The sequence below is a fragment of the Paenibacillus ihumii genome (genome assembly GCF_001403875.1).
Classification (GTDB): domain Bacteria; phylum Bacillota; class Bacilli; order Paenibacillales; family Paenibacillaceae; genus Fontibacillus; species Fontibacillus ihumii.
Genome location: NZ_LN884298.1, coordinates 28,423 through 44,753, shown reverse-complemented (window position 1 = coordinate 44,753; position 16,331 = coordinate 28,423). Strand labels below are relative to the sequence as shown.

The following is a 16,331-nucleotide window of genomic DNA, read 5'->3' as shown; positions in this document are numbered from 1 at the left end:
ATTCTTTTCCGCAAATCTATTAAATATATTCTAAATAGGATGAACAATGAAATGATGCGGGGCAAGTGCCTAAAATGTCCTATGGTCGCTCCTGCTCCCAGATGTCTTGGATGATATGGGCTCATAAGAGGTAGAAATCAGGATATAAAGGCGGTCGCAAGCCCATGCCCCGAAGCAGCTATAAAGGTGACCATGAGCTTATGCCCTCGCAGCAGCTGTAAAGTTGATCAAGAGCTCATGTCCTCGAAGCAGCTGTAAAGGTGACCATGAGCTTAAGTCGTCGAAGCAGCTAGAAGGTCGATCATGAGCTTATGTCCTCGAAGCAGCTGTAAAGGTGACCATGAGCTTATGCCCTCAAAAGCAGCTGTAAAGGTGACCATGAGCTTAAGTCGTCGAAGCAGCTAGAAGGTCGATCATGAGCTTAAGTCGTCGAAGCAGCTAGAAGGTCGATCATGAGCTTATGTCCTCGAAGCAGTTATAAAGTCCGATCAAGAGCTTATGTTCTTGAAGAAACTTTCTATCAAAGCTTTCCGTTTCCTCAGATTCATTATCCTGCCTTATCTGCGACCATTCTTTAGTTCAACTTACTATAAGCTACCGGGCACTAAGCTGTTGTATACTGTGAGGCATCAAGCTGTTGTGCACCTTAGATGCCATACACTGAGCTGCTGTACAGGAAGATGTCGTGCATTAAGGCTGTGGTATCACTATGATGCCATGACACTGAGCTGTGTTGCACATGAAGCATGCCATACACTAAGCTGAGTCGGACACTAAGAAGCCATGCACTAAGCTATGTTGTACCCGGAGATATAATGCATTAAGGCTATGTTGTACACGAAATGGAATTCATGTATCTAATCTATGCTTCAAACGAATGTTTCAGGAGATAGATGGATTTCATGCACCTAGAATCAAAGAACCCAGCCCATGCTAGCAAATACCCTTCTTCTAATGACATGAAATGCATTTAAATCTGCTTTCTCTTTCTTGCCACAGAAATTAACTGCTAAAAATCCATTTATATTAGGATCTATATTCTATATTAGATAAGTTAATGTGATTCAGGATGATGATCAGCGCTCTGGAAGGGATTAAAGCTAGAGTCTGCCGGAAATGTCTGATAAAATAAATAAGTTATCGTCGTTTCATTTTAAATTTAATGAAAATTATTATATGAGGGTCTATTCTATGGATCACTCTGGGAGGAATATATGAGCAGCACAACATTAACGCGGCAAGACGTGGAGTTGCTGGCACCGGCAGGCGATTGGGACTGCATGAGGGCGGCAGTGGCGAATGGGGCAGACGCTGTTTTTTTTGGAGTCGAGAAATTCAATGCCAGGGCCCGAGCGAATAACTTCCGCATGGACGAGCTTCCGGAAATTATGGCCTTTCTCCACAGCTATGGGGTAAAAGGTTTTCTGACCTTCAATATTCTCGTATTTGAGGATGAGCTGCGGGATGCAGCCGAACTGATCGAGGCATGTATTGATGCGGGCGTGGATGCGGTGATCGTACAGGATTTAGGCTTGGTCAAAATGATTCGCGAAATGTCGCCAGACTTCCCGATTCATGGCTCGACCCAGATGACGATTACTTCGCCGGAAGCGGTCGAATTCACGAAGCCCTGGAATATGGAACGCGTCGTTCTGGGCCGCGAGAATAATTTGAAGCAAATCCAGAAGATCGGGGAGCAGGCGAGGCTGCCGATGGAGGTATTTGTCCATGGTGCGCTTTGCGTATCGTACTCGGGTCAGTGCCTGACCTCAGAAATGTGGGGCGGACGTTCGGCGAACCGGGGAGAATGCGCTCAGGCCTGTCGTCTTCCGTATGACCTGATCGTGGACGGCGAGCCCAAGCCGATGGGAGATGTGGCGTATTTGCTGTCTCCGAAGGACCTGGCGGCGATCGATCTGATGCCTGAGTTAATCGAGGCGGGCGTGACGTCGTTCAAAATCGAAGGCCGCTTGAAAAGCCCGGAGTATGTGGCTAATGTCGTGAGCAAGTACCGTAAGGCGATTGACCGTTATTTTGACGGGAAGGATGCCCGTCCGTCAAAGGAGGAGGTTCGCGAGCTGCAGCAGAGCTTCTCGCGCGGCTTTACACATGGCTTCTTAGAGGGGACGAATAACAAGAAGCTCGTGGAAGGCACGTTTCCAAAAAGCCGAGGCGTGTATTTGGGCCGGGTAAAGCAGGTGCTGCGCGATGGCGTGGTCTGCCGTCTAGAGGCTCCTTTGAAGCGGGGAGACGGAATCGTCTTCGATGCCGGGGATCCGACGAAAAAGGAAGAAGGCGGGCGTGTCTACGACCTTCGCCGCAAAGGCGTTAAGCTGGAAGGCGAGGCGGATGAGAACTGGATCGTCGATATCGTTCCGGGACGGAATGACGTCGATCTGCGCAAGGTTCGCGAAGGCGACCGGATCTGGAAGACGAGCGACCCGGCGCTTGATAAGAGGCTGCGCCAGACTTTTGAGACGGACAAGCCGTACCGGGTATTCCCGGTGCATGTTCGTGCTACGGGGCGGGCAGGCGAGCCGCTGGCGACCTTCTGGACGGATGTACAGAAGGGAACAACGGTGCGCGTCGACTCCGAGCTGCTGCTCGAGACGGCGCAGAAGCGGCCGATGGACGATGCCCTGCTCGAAGAGCAGTTTGGCCGTCTCGGCGGCACGCTGTTTCAGCTGGAGCGCTTGGACACGGCGCTGTATGGCGACGTGATCCTGCCGATGCGAGAGCTGAACAGCATCCGCCGGCGCGCAGTGGAGCTGCTAGCCGGCGAACGGCCCAAGCCGCCCGTTTACGTGAAACGGGCGGATGCCGCCACCGCCGCCACAGCTGTGCTGGGCCTGGCTCTTATCCACCGCTAGATGTGTATAAGATTGCAGGGTGACTGGAGGGGGCAGTGGTATGTGCTGCTTCTTATTCATGGCACTCTCTCTTCATGGTTGAGAAGCGGCAGCACGGTCTCTTATACCTACCTAGATGAGTATAAGCGACAGGAGCTCACCGCGCTGTGCCGCAGCCTGCCGCAGGTGCAGGCTGCGCTGGAGGCGGGCGTAGGGATGATCTACGCCGACTTTGAATTTATCAAGCAATTCCCGGCAGCGGTGGAAGCCGTTCGTGCCGCCGGCAAGCGCATTGCGCTGGCCACGCCGCGTATCCATATGCCGGGCGAGAACGGCTATCATAACAACATCCTGCGCCTTCAGCCGGACGCGGTGCTGGTGCGTAATACCGGTGCGCTGTATTATTATCTGCGCCACCGGCAGGAGAATCCGGATGCGAAGCATCCGCAGCTGATCGGCGACTTCTCGCTGAATATTGCGAACCATAAAACCGCGGAGCTATTCCTAGAGGCGGGCTGCGATATCGTTACGCCATCCTATGATCTCAACATTCAGCAGATGGTTGACTTGCTAGGCTGCAGTCAGAGCCTGGCCGGCAGCATGGAAATCGTCATCCACCAGCATCTGCCGATGTTCCACACGGAACACTGCGTCTACTGCACTTTCCTGAGCGAAGGGACGGACTACACGAACTGCGGCCGGCCTTGCGAGCAGCACAGAGCATCACTGCAGGACCGTATCGGCATGTCCCATCCGGTCCGTGTCGACGAAGGCTGCCGTAATACGGTGTATAATGCGATCGAGCAATCGGGTGCGGAGTATTTGCGCAACTTCCTGGAGCTGGGCGTGCGAAGCTATCGTGTCGAATTTCTGGAAGAAACGCCGGAGAAGGTGCACGAAGTCATTCGTCTGTATACCCAAGCCTTGCACGGCGAAATTAGCGGCACCCAGGTATGGAAAACACTCAAGGCGACGAATCAGCTGGGCGTAACACGCGGACAGCTGGTGAAATAATTTAACCCCCTCGGAACGTCATGTTATGGACGGGAAGAGGGGGTTGTTTTTTCATTCAACGGTATACTGGACCGAAGATGAAATTAATTACTTCTTAACCTTACCATCAGTTGATAGAAGATATAGATGCTAAGCAGAATAAAAGATAAAAACGTGAGTACCGCTAAACCTCCCCCAGCTTGGGAATCTCGCAAAAATATTAATCCAACCAGACTCAAAATCATATTCATTAGAAACCACCAGATCATTGCTTTTCCCGCAGCTTTGTCGAAAATCAAACTTTTCATTGCACCTGTTAGTTTGCTAATGTGTAACACATCCTTATAATCAAATAATTTGGCTAGACAGACTCAATGAAATGAAAATAGAACACGTTCTTATTATGGTTTGAAGATAGTATCATAAGCAGCTGCTCCCCCGGCTGCACCAGCCATTGCACCACTAACGCCACCTGCTATTCCTCCGGTTATAATGCCCGCTGTGGTACCAAACACTGGTATAACGGAACCAGCCGCTCCAGCCGCCGCCGCTCCAGCTGCTGCTCCTCCTATTGCACCAGCTACTCCTCCAGCAACTGTCCAAACATCCCTCCAACTTCCTGCATCGATAAGGACTAGCTCATCTTCAGTTAATGCTGCAAAATTTGGCTGAATAGTAACTTCCATAAAAAATAATCCTCCCTCGAAATAATATATATGTTGTTACTATCATTATATATGCATCCAAAAAAATGTAAATATAGTAATTAATTATAGTTTGATTTTTTAAAGTTATTGCCTTCTAAGCATCATTAAATTTTTTAGATGAAAATATCAAGGATAAATTAATCTCACATCCTTGCCCTCAATCTATAAGCGCCGCAGTAATTTTGCCTGCAGACAGGGTTGTCGTATAATCTGCGGGCGTTCCGGTATGCTCATAACCAGTCGGCCAAAAAATCGTTGAGGTCGGCGGGGAGGAATTCAGTGAAGACATCATGATCCACTTGCCGCAGCTGTCTCGGTAACTAAAGTGGTCGCATATCACGACATCATGCCGTGTCGTCCATTCGGGAAGCGGGTCAGGAACGACCTCGAATTTCTGGTCGCAGGCGGCAACGACAAGTCTGGCGTTGGTCAATGAATCTATCGGCTCCTCCTCAGCCAGGAAGGTTTTTACAACCTCGCCCGCAACCTTGTATTCGAGCTGGTGATCACCATTCAGGGATAGCTCAATTGGAACAGTAGTTCCGCCTTTTATCATCCAAGGTCCTCCATCGTTGGAAAATCCGGTATTCCAGAACCAGTGCCAGTTATCGTTAGCCGCTTCAGCAGGCTTGGTGGATAGGCCGCATTCATAATGAACATTCGCACCATATACTCCTAAATAAAAGTTAATGAAGCCTTAATTTTTCTCGAAGGCTGCGCTTTTGGGAAGCTGAATGTTGGTTCTAAGCCCATATACGGCTTCATCCTTCGACCAACGCAGCACCTTTGCATACTCTTCCATGACTATAACCTCTCTTCGTGTATTTTTGGGAATCCGAGGGGACAAGCTGTGCTTATGCTGAACAATATTCCCCTCTCATTAGTAAAGGGAAATTGAGAGAGAGTTTTACAACCTGTTTTTCTAAAAAAATATATTTAAAGTTAGGAAATTTCAAAAGAATTTCTCGACCCTATCAAATAAAAAACGACCCCTAGAGGTCGTTGAGAGTTCGTCGTTTGTTTAGCTTTCATATTTAACAATTGTTGCAGCTGGTTCAATACATTCTTCTTTTCAGCTTTATCTGCATTTTCATCTTCATCTAACTGCTTTTTTCCAATCGTTCTTTTCGAAATCAGTATGATGGATTGTTGAGAATATGATAGTTAGCACGATGTACAGCACATGCCCTACATGAATACTATCAATGACCTTTTCTCCATGGCCGATTTTGTTCCTAATCTCCTCGATTTTTTCCGCTTCTTTAATCAAAGAATACATCTGTTTGAAATCATCATTCTTACCATGGATCCCGACCTCTTTTAAAGCATCCCTTAACTTTTCCATAATGCGCCTGTTATCTTTGCCAAACTTTTTTATTTTCGTCTTTAAGAAAGCACTGATATCCACCTGATCCTCTGACGTATTTGCAAATTTCTTTATCAGCTTATTATAATTTTCAATGTAATAATCGAAGATCCTCTCATTCAATAATTCAATAAATTTATCTAGTGAAGCAAAAATATTAAATAACGCCATCTTGTTATTGGCATACTCCACGTTAATACATCCCTCTAGGAGATATTCGACCCAAGAAGGAATCAGCTCATCTTTTAATAAACCAGTGACATCAAGACTGATGTTCTTCTCCAATTCATCAAAAGCATTATGGCTGACAGAATCATTTTGAATAAAACGGCCTTTCAAATAAATATCTTTACTCAAATGATTGAACCTGTCCAGTTCTATGTCATGATTAATAAAAGCATTAACATCATGGCCTTCAGAATCATAAAAGTACAAGTATGGAGAAGAAACATCAGTAATAATATTAAACTCTCCTGCTCTCAGAGAAAGAGTGAAAGGGAATTCTTCCTTCTCTCTGAAATCTGAGGTGTCCAAATCAACATCTGCTTCTTCCATGACCTCTTTGCAAACAAGATAGGGAACCAGCTGATTCAGTACGGTTAACGGTGTCGTATTAAGAAGCTCGATCATCATCTCTTTGTTCGTTTTATTCGTACTATCGTGCCCGTAGGACAAATTATCATATAATTTTGCGATAAAAGTTCTTTTAATTTTCTTAATGGTTAACATACCCTTATATCGTTTTATAAGGCTCCGTCTATTCTTTTTATGAATTGCATTCAGCAGATGATCATCCATATCAAGATTTACCTCTTTTCTATTAGTCGATAGATATTAATGTTTGGAGCTCTATAAATAATACTTGGAAGGGATAGTTCAATTAGTTCGACATCAACCGCCAACTTCCTGTTTATTCCACCCCGTTTTTGCAAGAAAACGTTGAATATTTACCTTGAAGAAGCTGCTTAGAAAACATTCTGTACAGGTCAATTTAGAGTCCCGGCTTTAGTTCTTTTTACTTTTACCGTTGTATTGAGCAGAATTAACGTTGAAGCCGGTTTTTTGTGTATAATAGGCTTATGTTATTTCAGGTCTGTTACATAAAGGGGATATAGCGGGATGAAGATACGTAAAGCCATTATACCTGCAGCGGGGCTAGGAACGCGGTTTTTACCGGCAACTAAGGCGATGCCCAAAGAAATGCTGCCGATTGTCGATAAGCCGACAATTCAATATATTGTAGAAGAAGCAGTGGCCTCCGGGATTGAGGATATCATTATCGTAACTGGTAAGAACAAACGTGCTATCGAGGATCATTTCGACAATTCGTTTGAGCTGGAATTCAATCTTCATGAGAAAGGCAAGTGGAAGCTGCTGGAGGAGGTTCGGAAGTCCTCAGAGATGGCGGATATCCATTATATCCGACAAAAGGAGCCGAAGGGGCTGGGGCATGCGATTTGGTGCGCGAGAAAATTTATAGGGGACGAGCCATTCGCGGTGCTGCTCGGGGATGATATCGTCGAATCGGAAAAACCGTGCCTAAGGCAAATGATCGAAGTCTACAATGAACAGAAATCATCGATCGTAGGCGTGCAACCGGTCCCGTGGAACGAAGTATCCCGGTACGGCATCGTGGATGGAACAGAGATCGGAGATCGTGTTTTCATCGCTAATCAACTGGTGGAGAAGCCGGAAATGGAGAAGTCTCCGTCTAACCTGGCGATTATGGGCAGATATATTTTAACTCCTGCGATTTTTGGCATCCTGGAAGAACAGCGTATTGGCGTAGGGGGCGAAATCCAGTTAACGGATGCGATCTCCAGGCTCAAAGAGTATGAGCAAATCATCGCCTACAATTTTGAGGGAGCCCGGCATGATGTGGGCGAGAAGCTGGGCTTTATTCAGACCACGATACATTATGCTTTGCAGAACGAAGAATTAAGAGATCAGCTTCTGGATTATATGGCGCAAATCGTCGATCGGAACGAACGAACAAAAACGGCTTCTCGTTAAACGAGAAGCCGTTTTATGTTGTCCTAGAACTGCAGCCCTGCGAGCTGATCTATGGAGTTTTTCTCCGCAGGATCGATTTGCATCAATTGATCGTAAACCGCCTGATCGGTTGCTCCGTTTTTCTGCAAAGCGGCCAGGTACCAGCGGGCGATTTCCCGCATGGTGGAATCCTTCAAGTCCTCGGTTAGGCCGTTTTTCAGAATGGCAGCGGCCTGATCCGGCTCATTCATCATAAAATGCATTTTGCCAGCGTTTAACGTCATTTGCGGCGTAATATAGAACTCACCGCCCTGGAATTGCCCTGGAGGCAGGCTCTTCAGATGCTCGACCCCAGAGGCCACATGCTGGTAGGCAGCCAGCCCGGTTTTGAAATACTGCTCTTTCTCCGGGATATTAGTCTGTCCTAACGCTTGGTAACCCAGCTCAAAGGATTGAGAAATCAGTTGATCATACCAATTCATATCCCAAGCATATTTGTCCGCATTATCTCTAAGTATGGCGTAAGCCTGTTCGTGCTCCCCTTTTAGCTCGTGGAGGGCCATAAGCTGGTTGTAGATATTTTTATTAAACGGTTCCTTCTTCAAGGTATTGGTCAGCAAAGCATAGCTCTCATTGTAGAAAGCCTCATCCTGCGTTTGTTCGTAGCCTGCTTTAAGCAGCACATGGAGATTCAAAGCAGCATCAGGCAGACCCGCACGTTTTTGGAGTGCCCGCTCCAACGGCGCTTTGATCTCTTGAAAGTTGGAACTCGTGCTCATGAGCTCTTTGCCCCGGGTTACTTCATCATTAGCTTGAATGTAGCGGATCGAAGTAAAGATCAAGACTAAAGAAGCGACAACTGTCACCGCGCTGTATATCCCGCGTGCAGCAGAAGGCTTTAGAGCCAGCCGCTTGACAGGTGCGTTATCCATCGCTGCGGCCATTCCGCCAAGCCCAAGGAAAAAGATGATGCCGATGTATACATAGCTCATATTGAAGTCCATCAAGCTGTGAATGAACAACGAGAATACGAGAATGAAGTAGATGAAATGGGATTCGCGCTGCTCCTCGGATGAACGGATATAACCTCGAATATATTTACAGGAAATAAACAGGATAAAGGCCAGGAACACCACAAAGCCTAAAATGCCGACTTCAACAATATACTGCATGACAAAGCTATGGGCTTGTCGGCTGAGGTAAGGGTTGTTCTGGTATTTTTCATATAGGGAAGCCCATGCGCCACCGCCGGCGCCAATTACTGGGTAATCCTTCACAACCTTAAGGGCATCCTTATAAAAGGTTAGACGCTCAAGCACACTGTGCTGCTGGAAATTGATATTCTCCAGGCGTTCGCCGATATTGCCCGGCAATATATGCTTGGCATTCGTTCCTAGGAACACGGCTGCAAGAATGACAACGGCTACGATGGAACCGATCGGCAGCCACAGATTGGCCAGCTTGCGTGTTGATAAGCCGCTGAGGCGCTGTTCCAGCTTAGGAGCAAGGAAGCGTTGAATAGCCCAAGCAAGAGCCGCCACGATCACGGATGCAGCTAATACGTATCCCCAGCCTTTGGCTGGATTATGGATGATGCCTTGATGGAACTGCTGTCCTAATTCGGTTACCGGCTTAGCAATCAGCAGCGTGCCGATCCCAGCGATCAGGCAGTACAGTATCCACAGCACCTGCTTTGCAGGCTTCAGGAATAACAGAAGAATTATAAATACGACCGGCAGAAAGACGAGACCCCCGCGTGACAGAGTCAGCAGAATGGATAACGCCATGGGTACAAGCATGAAGCCGTGGATGGCCTGCTCATACCCTTTCCGGGAACGAGTAATGGCGAACACCGCAACAAAGAAGAAAGCCATCAGGAATGCGGCGTATGTATTCGGATATTGGAACACGGAGGCCAGCCGCGGGCCATTAGCATCAATCCAGACAGCCTGGTTATATTCTCCATTAAATACAGTGCCCGAAAACCATCCGACGAGGGCTGACGCGGTTCTGCCTTGGCCGAGCCAATTGAGCAGCCCGAACATAACGATGATGTAAGCGGCAGTAATCGTCGTTATTTCGACAAACCGGTTAGCCTGTTTATTTTGCAGCAGATATAAGCCTATAATAAATTGGATGGCGTACAGGCATTGAATAAGTACCATGTTCATTGCAAAATGATGCGATACCGCTGATATGACCGAGAGCAGGTAAGTGATCGGTAACAGCAGTACGAAGGCAGCTGTCCAGCTGCGCTGGTCATCCAGCTTGATGTTTTTGTAGTAAGCAGCTAGCCAGATTAGCAGCAGGAAGCTGCCGATAATAACAGACCCAAAGATGGGGTTCTCGAATTGCAAGATTAGGCCATTGAATAGCCCCGCTTGAAAGGGGGCCCAAATCATTAATAGGACAATACCAATTTTTAACAGCCATACAGCAACCGACAATTTGTCTCCATTTCTCGACGCTGAGGATTTTTTCCCGTATACTGGATTCGACAAGGTTACAATCTCCTTTGCTTGTAGATACGTCAATTATTTTAGCATAATGGTAGAGTTGGAGCCACATATCATTAATAACACGAGCTTAATTTTGGAGGTTGGACAATGAGTTTTTGGAGAAACCGACAGTTGATTTTGCAATTTATAAAGCGGGATATTAGCAGCAAGTATAAAGGATCCTACTTAGGGAAGATATGGTCAATTCTAACTCCGCTATTTATGTTGGCTATATATACGTTCGTATTTAGTGTGGTATTTCAGGCGAAATGGAATGTTAACACAGATAATAAATTAGACTTTGCATTTATTATTTTTTCAGGAATGATAGCTTTTAATGTTTTCTCAGATGTAATTCTTAGGGCCCCTAATTTGATTATTAGTAATGTGAACTTTGTAAAGAAGATAGTTTTTCCCCTAGAAATATTAGTTGTGGTCGTTATGGGATCTTCCCTATTTCTTGCGGGCATAAATTCACTTATTCTTATAATAGGACAGTTTATATTGAATGGAGTTATTCAATGGACTGTAGTTTTGCTCCCGGTAGTCATGTTGCCGTTGATATTAATAACTTTGGGATTAGGGTGGTTCATAGCTTCTTTGGGAACTTATTATCGCGATATTAGTCATGTTATCGGCTTAATTGTATCTGCTTTAATGTTCATGAGTCCTATATTTTATCCAGTTTCAAATATTCCCGAAGGTCTAAAAGGGTTATACTCATTAAATCCAATTAGTCACATTGTGGAAGATATGCGAAGAGTGCTAGTGTTTGGCCAAATGCCAAATTGGGAATGGATATTTTTCGGGAGCATACTAGGACTGGTTGTGTCATTTTTGGGATTAAAGTGGTTTAACAAAACAAGAGGAGGGTTCGCGGATGTCCTCTAATATTTCCATTTCCGTTAAAGAAGTCAGTAAATGCTATAGAATGTTTGATCGTCCTCAAGATCGTTTGAAGCAGGGATTTATAAGGAGCAAGAAATATTATAAAGAGTTTTGGGCGTTAAAAAATGTATCCTTTGATGTACTGCGCGGTCAAACGGTCGGAATTATAGGGCGTAATGGCTCGGGAAAAAGTACAATACTTCAGATCATTGCTAATACACTTAATCTTACTTCAGGAGAAGTGAAAGTAAATGGAAGAGTTGCCGCCTTGCTGGAGCTTGGAAGCGGCTTTAATCCAGAGTTTACTGGAAGAGAAAATGTAATCATGAATTGCACTATAATGGGGCTTAGCAGCGCTGAAATACAAGAAAGGCTTCCTTTAATAGAGGAGTTTGCAGAAATAGGGGATTTCATTAATCAGCCTGTAAAGTTATATTCATCAGGAATGTATGTTAGACTTGCTTTTGCATGTGCGATAAATGTAGATCCAGATATCCTTGTAATTGATGAAGCATTAGCTGTAGGGGACATGCGTTTTCAATTGAAATGCATGGATAAGATCAAATCTTTCCAAAAAGAAGGAAAGACTATACTTTTTGTAAGCCATGATTCTTATTCCATTAGAAATGTATGCGACGAGGCCATCTGGATGATGGATGGTCAAATTTATCGCCGCGGTGATGCTAAGGCTATTATAGAAGAATACCAAGATTATATGAAAGCAGACAGCGTTCAAACTTCGAAGGAGGATAGTGATATCCAGATACCAGAACAGTACGGTGATATTTTAGATATTAAAGATGTAAGAATAGTTGACTCTACGGATAATATTATCCCTTTCAGGCAGCCAATTAGTGTAGAAGTAGAGTACGCCCTAAAGGAACCAGTAAAACAACTGCTTGGTGGGATTGCAATCTATGACAATCAGAACAATTATATCTGTGGGTTAAATACAAAACTGAGTGGATGTTCACTTCAGGATCAGCCGGGAAATTACAAATTGAGGTTGCACTATAAGGAAATGAATTTAATGCCTGGCACTTATTTTATTGATGTTGGTTTTTTTGAAAGTGCAGGAGTGGTTCCCTTAGATTATCAAGGAAAGATCAAATCTTTCAGAGTTGCTTCTGGAGAGTATTTAGCTGAAGGAATGGTCTATCTGGACCATGAGTGGGTCTTGTTGGAGGAGGAGTAACAACCAAAATGCAAAAATACGATCATGAGCTTGATATGTTGTCAGAAAATTCTGCATCGTTAGTTCTACGGCAAATTACGGCGGGCTCAAAAGTATTGGAATTAGGGCCTGCGACAGGCTATATGACCCGTTATATGAAAGAACAGCTTAATTGCTCTGTGTACTGTATTGAATATGATAAGGATTCGGCAGAGCAGGCGTCTGTTTATTCAGAAAAAATGATAATTTCCGATTTGGAGGATGTATTCACCTGGAATAAAGAGCTTTCAGGTGAATCATTTGATTATATCCTATGTGTGGATGTACTAGAGCATTTGAAAAATCCCCTTGAAATACTGAAAGAGGTCGTTAAATTTTTGGGGCCAGATGGCTCTGTCATAACCTCGATCCCCAATGTCTCTCATAACGTTATTGTTATGGGGCTTCTTAAAGGTGAGTTCAATTACAAGCCATTAGGTCTACTAGACAATACTCATATTAGGTTTTTTACAAAAGAGTCCATTATAGAGATGCTAAATGACGCTGGTCTAGAAATTTTAGAAATGAAAGCTACGAAGGCTCGGCCTGAAGACACTGAATTTCATAGAAGCTACGAAGAATTCCCCGAGTTTGTTCAACAATATTTACTCAGTAACCCTGAAGGGCATGCCTATCAATATATTTCTATTGCCAAGAAGAAGGCATCAGACAGAGTACGGGCCAGAAATACAGGTGCTTTATTTCCCATATCAACTATAGACCCCACTTATAATCAATTACAAATATTTTGGAGTGAGGACGGTCAGTTTACTGAAGAAAGTTCAACTCAATGTTACCTTAATTATGATGATGAATACCATATCTATAAGCTTGATATACCCGCTCTAAAGGTAAACAAGATTCGAATTGACCCGGGCTCATGGTCAGGGTTTATCCGTATTAAATCGATCAAATTAATCAATAAAAACCATAGCGGCACTATGTGCACTATTCAAGAATCCTCTTCTTTAAATGATTGGGCTGAGTTATCAGAGGGGAATAATGTATCTTTAATTAAAAAAGACGAAGTTTTTGAAGTGTTTGCTTCTAACAAAGATCCCCAGTTGATTTGGGATATTGTTGCAGAGTCCAAAGATGCTAATCTTGAAATATGGATTGAGCTCTCTGCTTCAAAGGGGAATTATGCTGATCAGGTGAGTGCTTTTATATTGAATTCTAATCTCTCAATAAAGGCTTTAGAAGAACAGTTACTTCATTTACAGAAAAGTCATGAAGAGATGTATAGTAGAATTGAAAAAAAGCATAGTAGCTTGGAAGAACAGCATAGAAGCCTAGAAGAGCAGCATAAAAGCCTAGAAGAGCAGCATAGAAGCTTGAAAGAAAAGTATGTCATGTCGACTTCGCAATTGGAATATGAGCGGATGGAAAATAAATCCCTGCTTGAAGAGATTGATAGAATCTCAGAACAATTCAATGATAAAACACAAGAACACGAACAATTAAATAATGTATTGGCTGAAATGAAATCTTCAAGATCTTGGCGTATAACAAGGCCGTTACGATATATAGGGAGTAAAGTTAGGGGAATTAAAAGGAAGCTATCAAAGTTCCTTGCTCTTATCTTTAAATATCCATTTAAAATGAATTTGATTCCAATGCAGAATGTGATAAGTAAGGAGAAGGATCAATGGGAAGCAGTAAGTCATGACCCTGCATTTATCCTTGATGGAAAGTTTCCTACGGGGTGGGTTGTCATGAAGCTCCTAACAAGCTCGGAGGTTAACTTACCACTAAAAATATATTGGGATCAAGGACATGGGATGTCAGAGCAGGATAGCTCTGTGGTCGGTGTGTTGGTTCGGGGGCAACACGTTGAACAGAAATTCAAGGTGCTGATACCTAATGATACTATTTCCCTAAGAATAGATCCTGGTGAAGAAACCGTAAAATTTTTAATGAAAGATCTTAGATTGGTAAAAATCAGTAAATATCATGTGTTCATTGATGCCCTAAGAGACTATACCCGGGTACGAGGCGGGGTCATTCGTTCAATACTTCCGCTGTCCCGAAAAGTAATTCAAGTATTAAAGAATTCTGGATTATCGGGAGTTAAGAATCAAACGAAACGCGTATTGGGATTGTCAGAAATAGGCGATTTGACTCAAAACTACCAGCAGTGGGTGGATTCTAGGACCTTAACTAAATCAAGAATTAAAGAGATTAAAAAAGAAGTTGAACACTTCACCTATAAGCCGTTAATTTCAATCATAGTTCCTGTTTATAATGTCGAGGAGAAATGGTTGAGGAAATGTATTGATTCTGTACGGAATCAACTTTACCCTCATTGGGAGCTATGCATTGCTGACGATGCTTCTCCAAAAAAACATATAAAAGCATTACTTGAAGAATATAAGCTCATTGATCCACGAATTAAAGTAGTGTACAGGAAACAAAATGGGCATATTTCCGAGTGTTCTAACTCGGCGCTGGAAATAGCAAGTGGGGAATTCATCGGTCTACTGGATCATGATGATGAATTATCAATAGATGCATTATATGAGAATGTAAAGTTGCTTAATAAACACCCCGATGCTGATTTGATTTACAGTGATGAAGATAAAATCAGTGTAGAAGGAGAAAGGCATTCGCCGTTTTTTAAGCCGGATTGGTCACCGGATTTATTATTATCACAAATGTATATATGCCATTTTGGTGTTTACCGGAAGAACCTCGTTGATCAAATCGGAGGTTTTCGTAAAGGATATGAGGGTAGCCAAGATTACGATCTCGCTTTGCGTTTTACAGAAAAGACGGCTGCTATTTATCATATACCCAAGATACTTTACCATTGGAGAACGATTCCTGAGTCAACTGCATCAGGAGCACAGGCTAAGAATTATACGCACTATGCTGGTTTAAAGGCATTACAGGATGCTCTTAAACGCAGGGAATTAGATGCTGCTGTAAAGGAAATTGGTGATTATTCAAATATGTTTAGAGTTACTTATAGGGTGAAAGAAGAGCCTTTGGTCTCCATTATTATACCTACTAGGAATATGGGAGAGGTGCTGGATAAGTGTCTAGACTCTATTTTTTCTAGAACTCTTTACAGTAATTTTGAAATATTAATTATTGATAACGGAAGTACGGAAGAGCAGACACTTGCGATATTTAAAAAATGGTCTGACAAATTTAGTGAAAAAGTAAGAATACTGCGTATAGATATACCTTTTAATTATTCCATACTGAATAATAGAGCCGTTCAAGAAGCTAGGGGGGAATATATCCTACTTTTGAACAATGATATTGAAGTTATTAGCGAGAATTGGTTAGAAGAGATGTTGGGACATGCCCAGAGAAAAAAAATTGGTGCTGTAGGAGCTAAATTGCTGTATCCAGATGACACCATTCAACACGCTGGTGTTGTTATGGGGTTGGGTGGGATAGCAGGACATTCTTTTAGAACTTATCATAAATCAGACCCGGGCTATTTTGGAGCACTTTTAGTCAATAGAAATTGCTCTGTAGTAACAGCAGCATGTTTGCTTATTAAGAAAGAGGTTTATCTTGAAGTAGGGGGACTAGAAGAAGAGCTTACTGTAGCATTTAATGATGTTGATTTATGTTTGAAATTGCTTGAAAAAGGATATATTAATATTTGTTTAAATAGTATTGAACTGTATCATCATGAATCTAAATCTCGTGGGGCTGAAGATACACGTGAAAAACAGGCTCGATTCCAAGGTGAGATTAACTATATGTCGAAGAAATGGCATCGATATATACAACGAGATCCTTACTATAATATTAATTTGTCCCTTGAGAGCGATCAGTCGTATAGGTTGAGAAATGATTAGTGGTATA

Annotated in this window: 8 protein-coding genes and 1 pseudogene; 5 read left to right on the top strand and 4 right to left on the bottom strand. The window is 43.5% G+C overall.

The features are described 5' to 3' along the window. Nucleotides 1-1,214: 1,214 nt before the first annotated feature. Nucleotides 1,215-3,863 (top strand): annotated as a pseudogene (locus tag BN2762_RS27520) (DUF3656 domain-containing U32 family peptidase). A 380-nt stretch (nt 3,864-4,243) separates the two neighbouring features. Here the strand turns inward: BN2762_RS27520 and BN2762_RS05385 are convergent. From BN2762_RS05385 to BN2762_RS05375, 3 genes are all read right to left on the bottom strand, one after another. Continuing rightward, the gene (locus BN2762_RS05385) at nt 4,244-4,528 is read right to left on the bottom strand and encodes a hypothetical protein (RefSeq protein ID WP_055106007.1); all 285 of its coding nucleotides are present in this window, start codon (nt 4,526-4,528) and stop codon (nt 4,244-4,246) included. A 178-nt stretch (nt 4,529-4,706) separates the two neighbouring features. Further along, on the bottom strand, nt 4,707-5,105 hold the full coding sequence (locus BN2762_RS27515; protein WP_230202433.1) for a hypothetical protein: 399 nt from the start codon (nt 5,103-5,105) through the stop codon (nt 4,707-4,709). 540 nt (nt 5,106-5,645) lie between these two features. Further along, entirely contained in the window at nt 5,646-6,713 is a 1,068-nt protein-coding gene (locus BN2762_RS05375; RefSeq protein ID WP_055106006.1) for a hypothetical protein, read from the bottom strand. A gap of 321 nt (nt 6,714-7,034) precedes the next feature. Between BN2762_RS05375 and galU the strand changes: the two genes are divergently transcribed. Then, nucleotides 7,035-7,928 carry a UTP--glucose-1-phosphate uridylyltransferase GalU gene (gene galU, locus BN2762_RS05370; protein ID WP_055106005.1) on the top strand — a complete coding sequence of 298 codons (894 nt, stop codon included), beginning with the start codon at nt 7,035-7,037 and terminating at the stop codon, nt 7,926-7,928. Between the two features lie 23 nt (nt 7,929-7,951). Here the strand turns inward: galU and BN2762_RS05365 are convergent, their stop codons facing one another. After that, complete coding sequence (locus BN2762_RS05365) at nt 7,952-10,408, bottom strand: O-antigen ligase family protein (RefSeq protein ID WP_055106004.1); 2,457 nt, start codon at nt 10,406-10,408, stop codon at nt 7,952-7,954. Between the two features lie 105 nt (nt 10,409-10,513). Here BN2762_RS05365 and BN2762_RS05360 point away from each other — a divergent pair, with 105 nt between their 5' ends. From BN2762_RS05360 to BN2762_RS26450, 3 genes are read left to right on the top strand one after another with little or no spacing between them, the layout of a single operon-like run. Further along, nucleotides 10,514-11,296, top strand: coding sequence for an ABC transporter permease (locus BN2762_RS05360; protein ID WP_055106003.1), 783 nt, complete (start codon nt 10,514-10,516; stop codon nt 11,294-11,296). Then, the gene (locus BN2762_RS05355) at nt 11,286-12,488 is read left to right on the top strand and encodes an ABC transporter ATP-binding protein (RefSeq protein ID WP_055106002.1); all 1,203 of its coding nucleotides are present in this window, start codon (nt 11,286-11,288) and stop codon (nt 12,486-12,488) included. Before BN2762_RS05360 ends, BN2762_RS05355 begins: the two co-directional genes overlap by 11 nt. Further along, the gene (locus BN2762_RS26450) at nt 12,464-16,324 is read left to right on the top strand and encodes a glycosyltransferase (RefSeq protein ID WP_222861026.1); all 3,861 of its coding nucleotides are present in this window, start codon (nt 12,464-12,466) and stop codon (nt 16,322-16,324) included. The genes BN2762_RS05355 and BN2762_RS26450 overlap by 25 nt, the downstream gene beginning before the upstream one ends. Nucleotides 16,325-16,331: the final 7 nt, after the last annotated feature.

Coding starts and splice junctions, on each gene's coding strand:
- BN2762_RS05385 (WP_055106007.1), bottom strand. CDS start 4,528: ATGGAAGTTACTATTCAGCCAAATTTTGCAGCATTAACTGAAGATGAG.
- BN2762_RS27515 (WP_230202433.1), bottom strand. CDS start 5,105: ATGATAAAAGGCGGAACTACTGTTCCAATTGAGCTATCCCTGAATGGT.
- BN2762_RS05375 (WP_055106006.1), bottom strand. CDS start 6,713: ATGGATGATCATCTGCTGAATGCAATTCATAAAAAGAATAGACGGAGC.
- galU (WP_055106005.1), top strand. CDS start 7,035: ATGAAGATACGTAAAGCCATTATACCTGCAGCGGGGCTAGGAACGCGG.
- BN2762_RS05360 (WP_055106003.1), top strand. CDS start 10,514: ATGAGTTTTTGGAGAAACCGACAGTTGATTTTGCAATTTATAAAGCGG.
- BN2762_RS05355 (WP_055106002.1), top strand. CDS start 11,286: ATGTCCTCTAATATTTCCATTTCCGTTAAAGAAGTCAGTAAATGCTAT.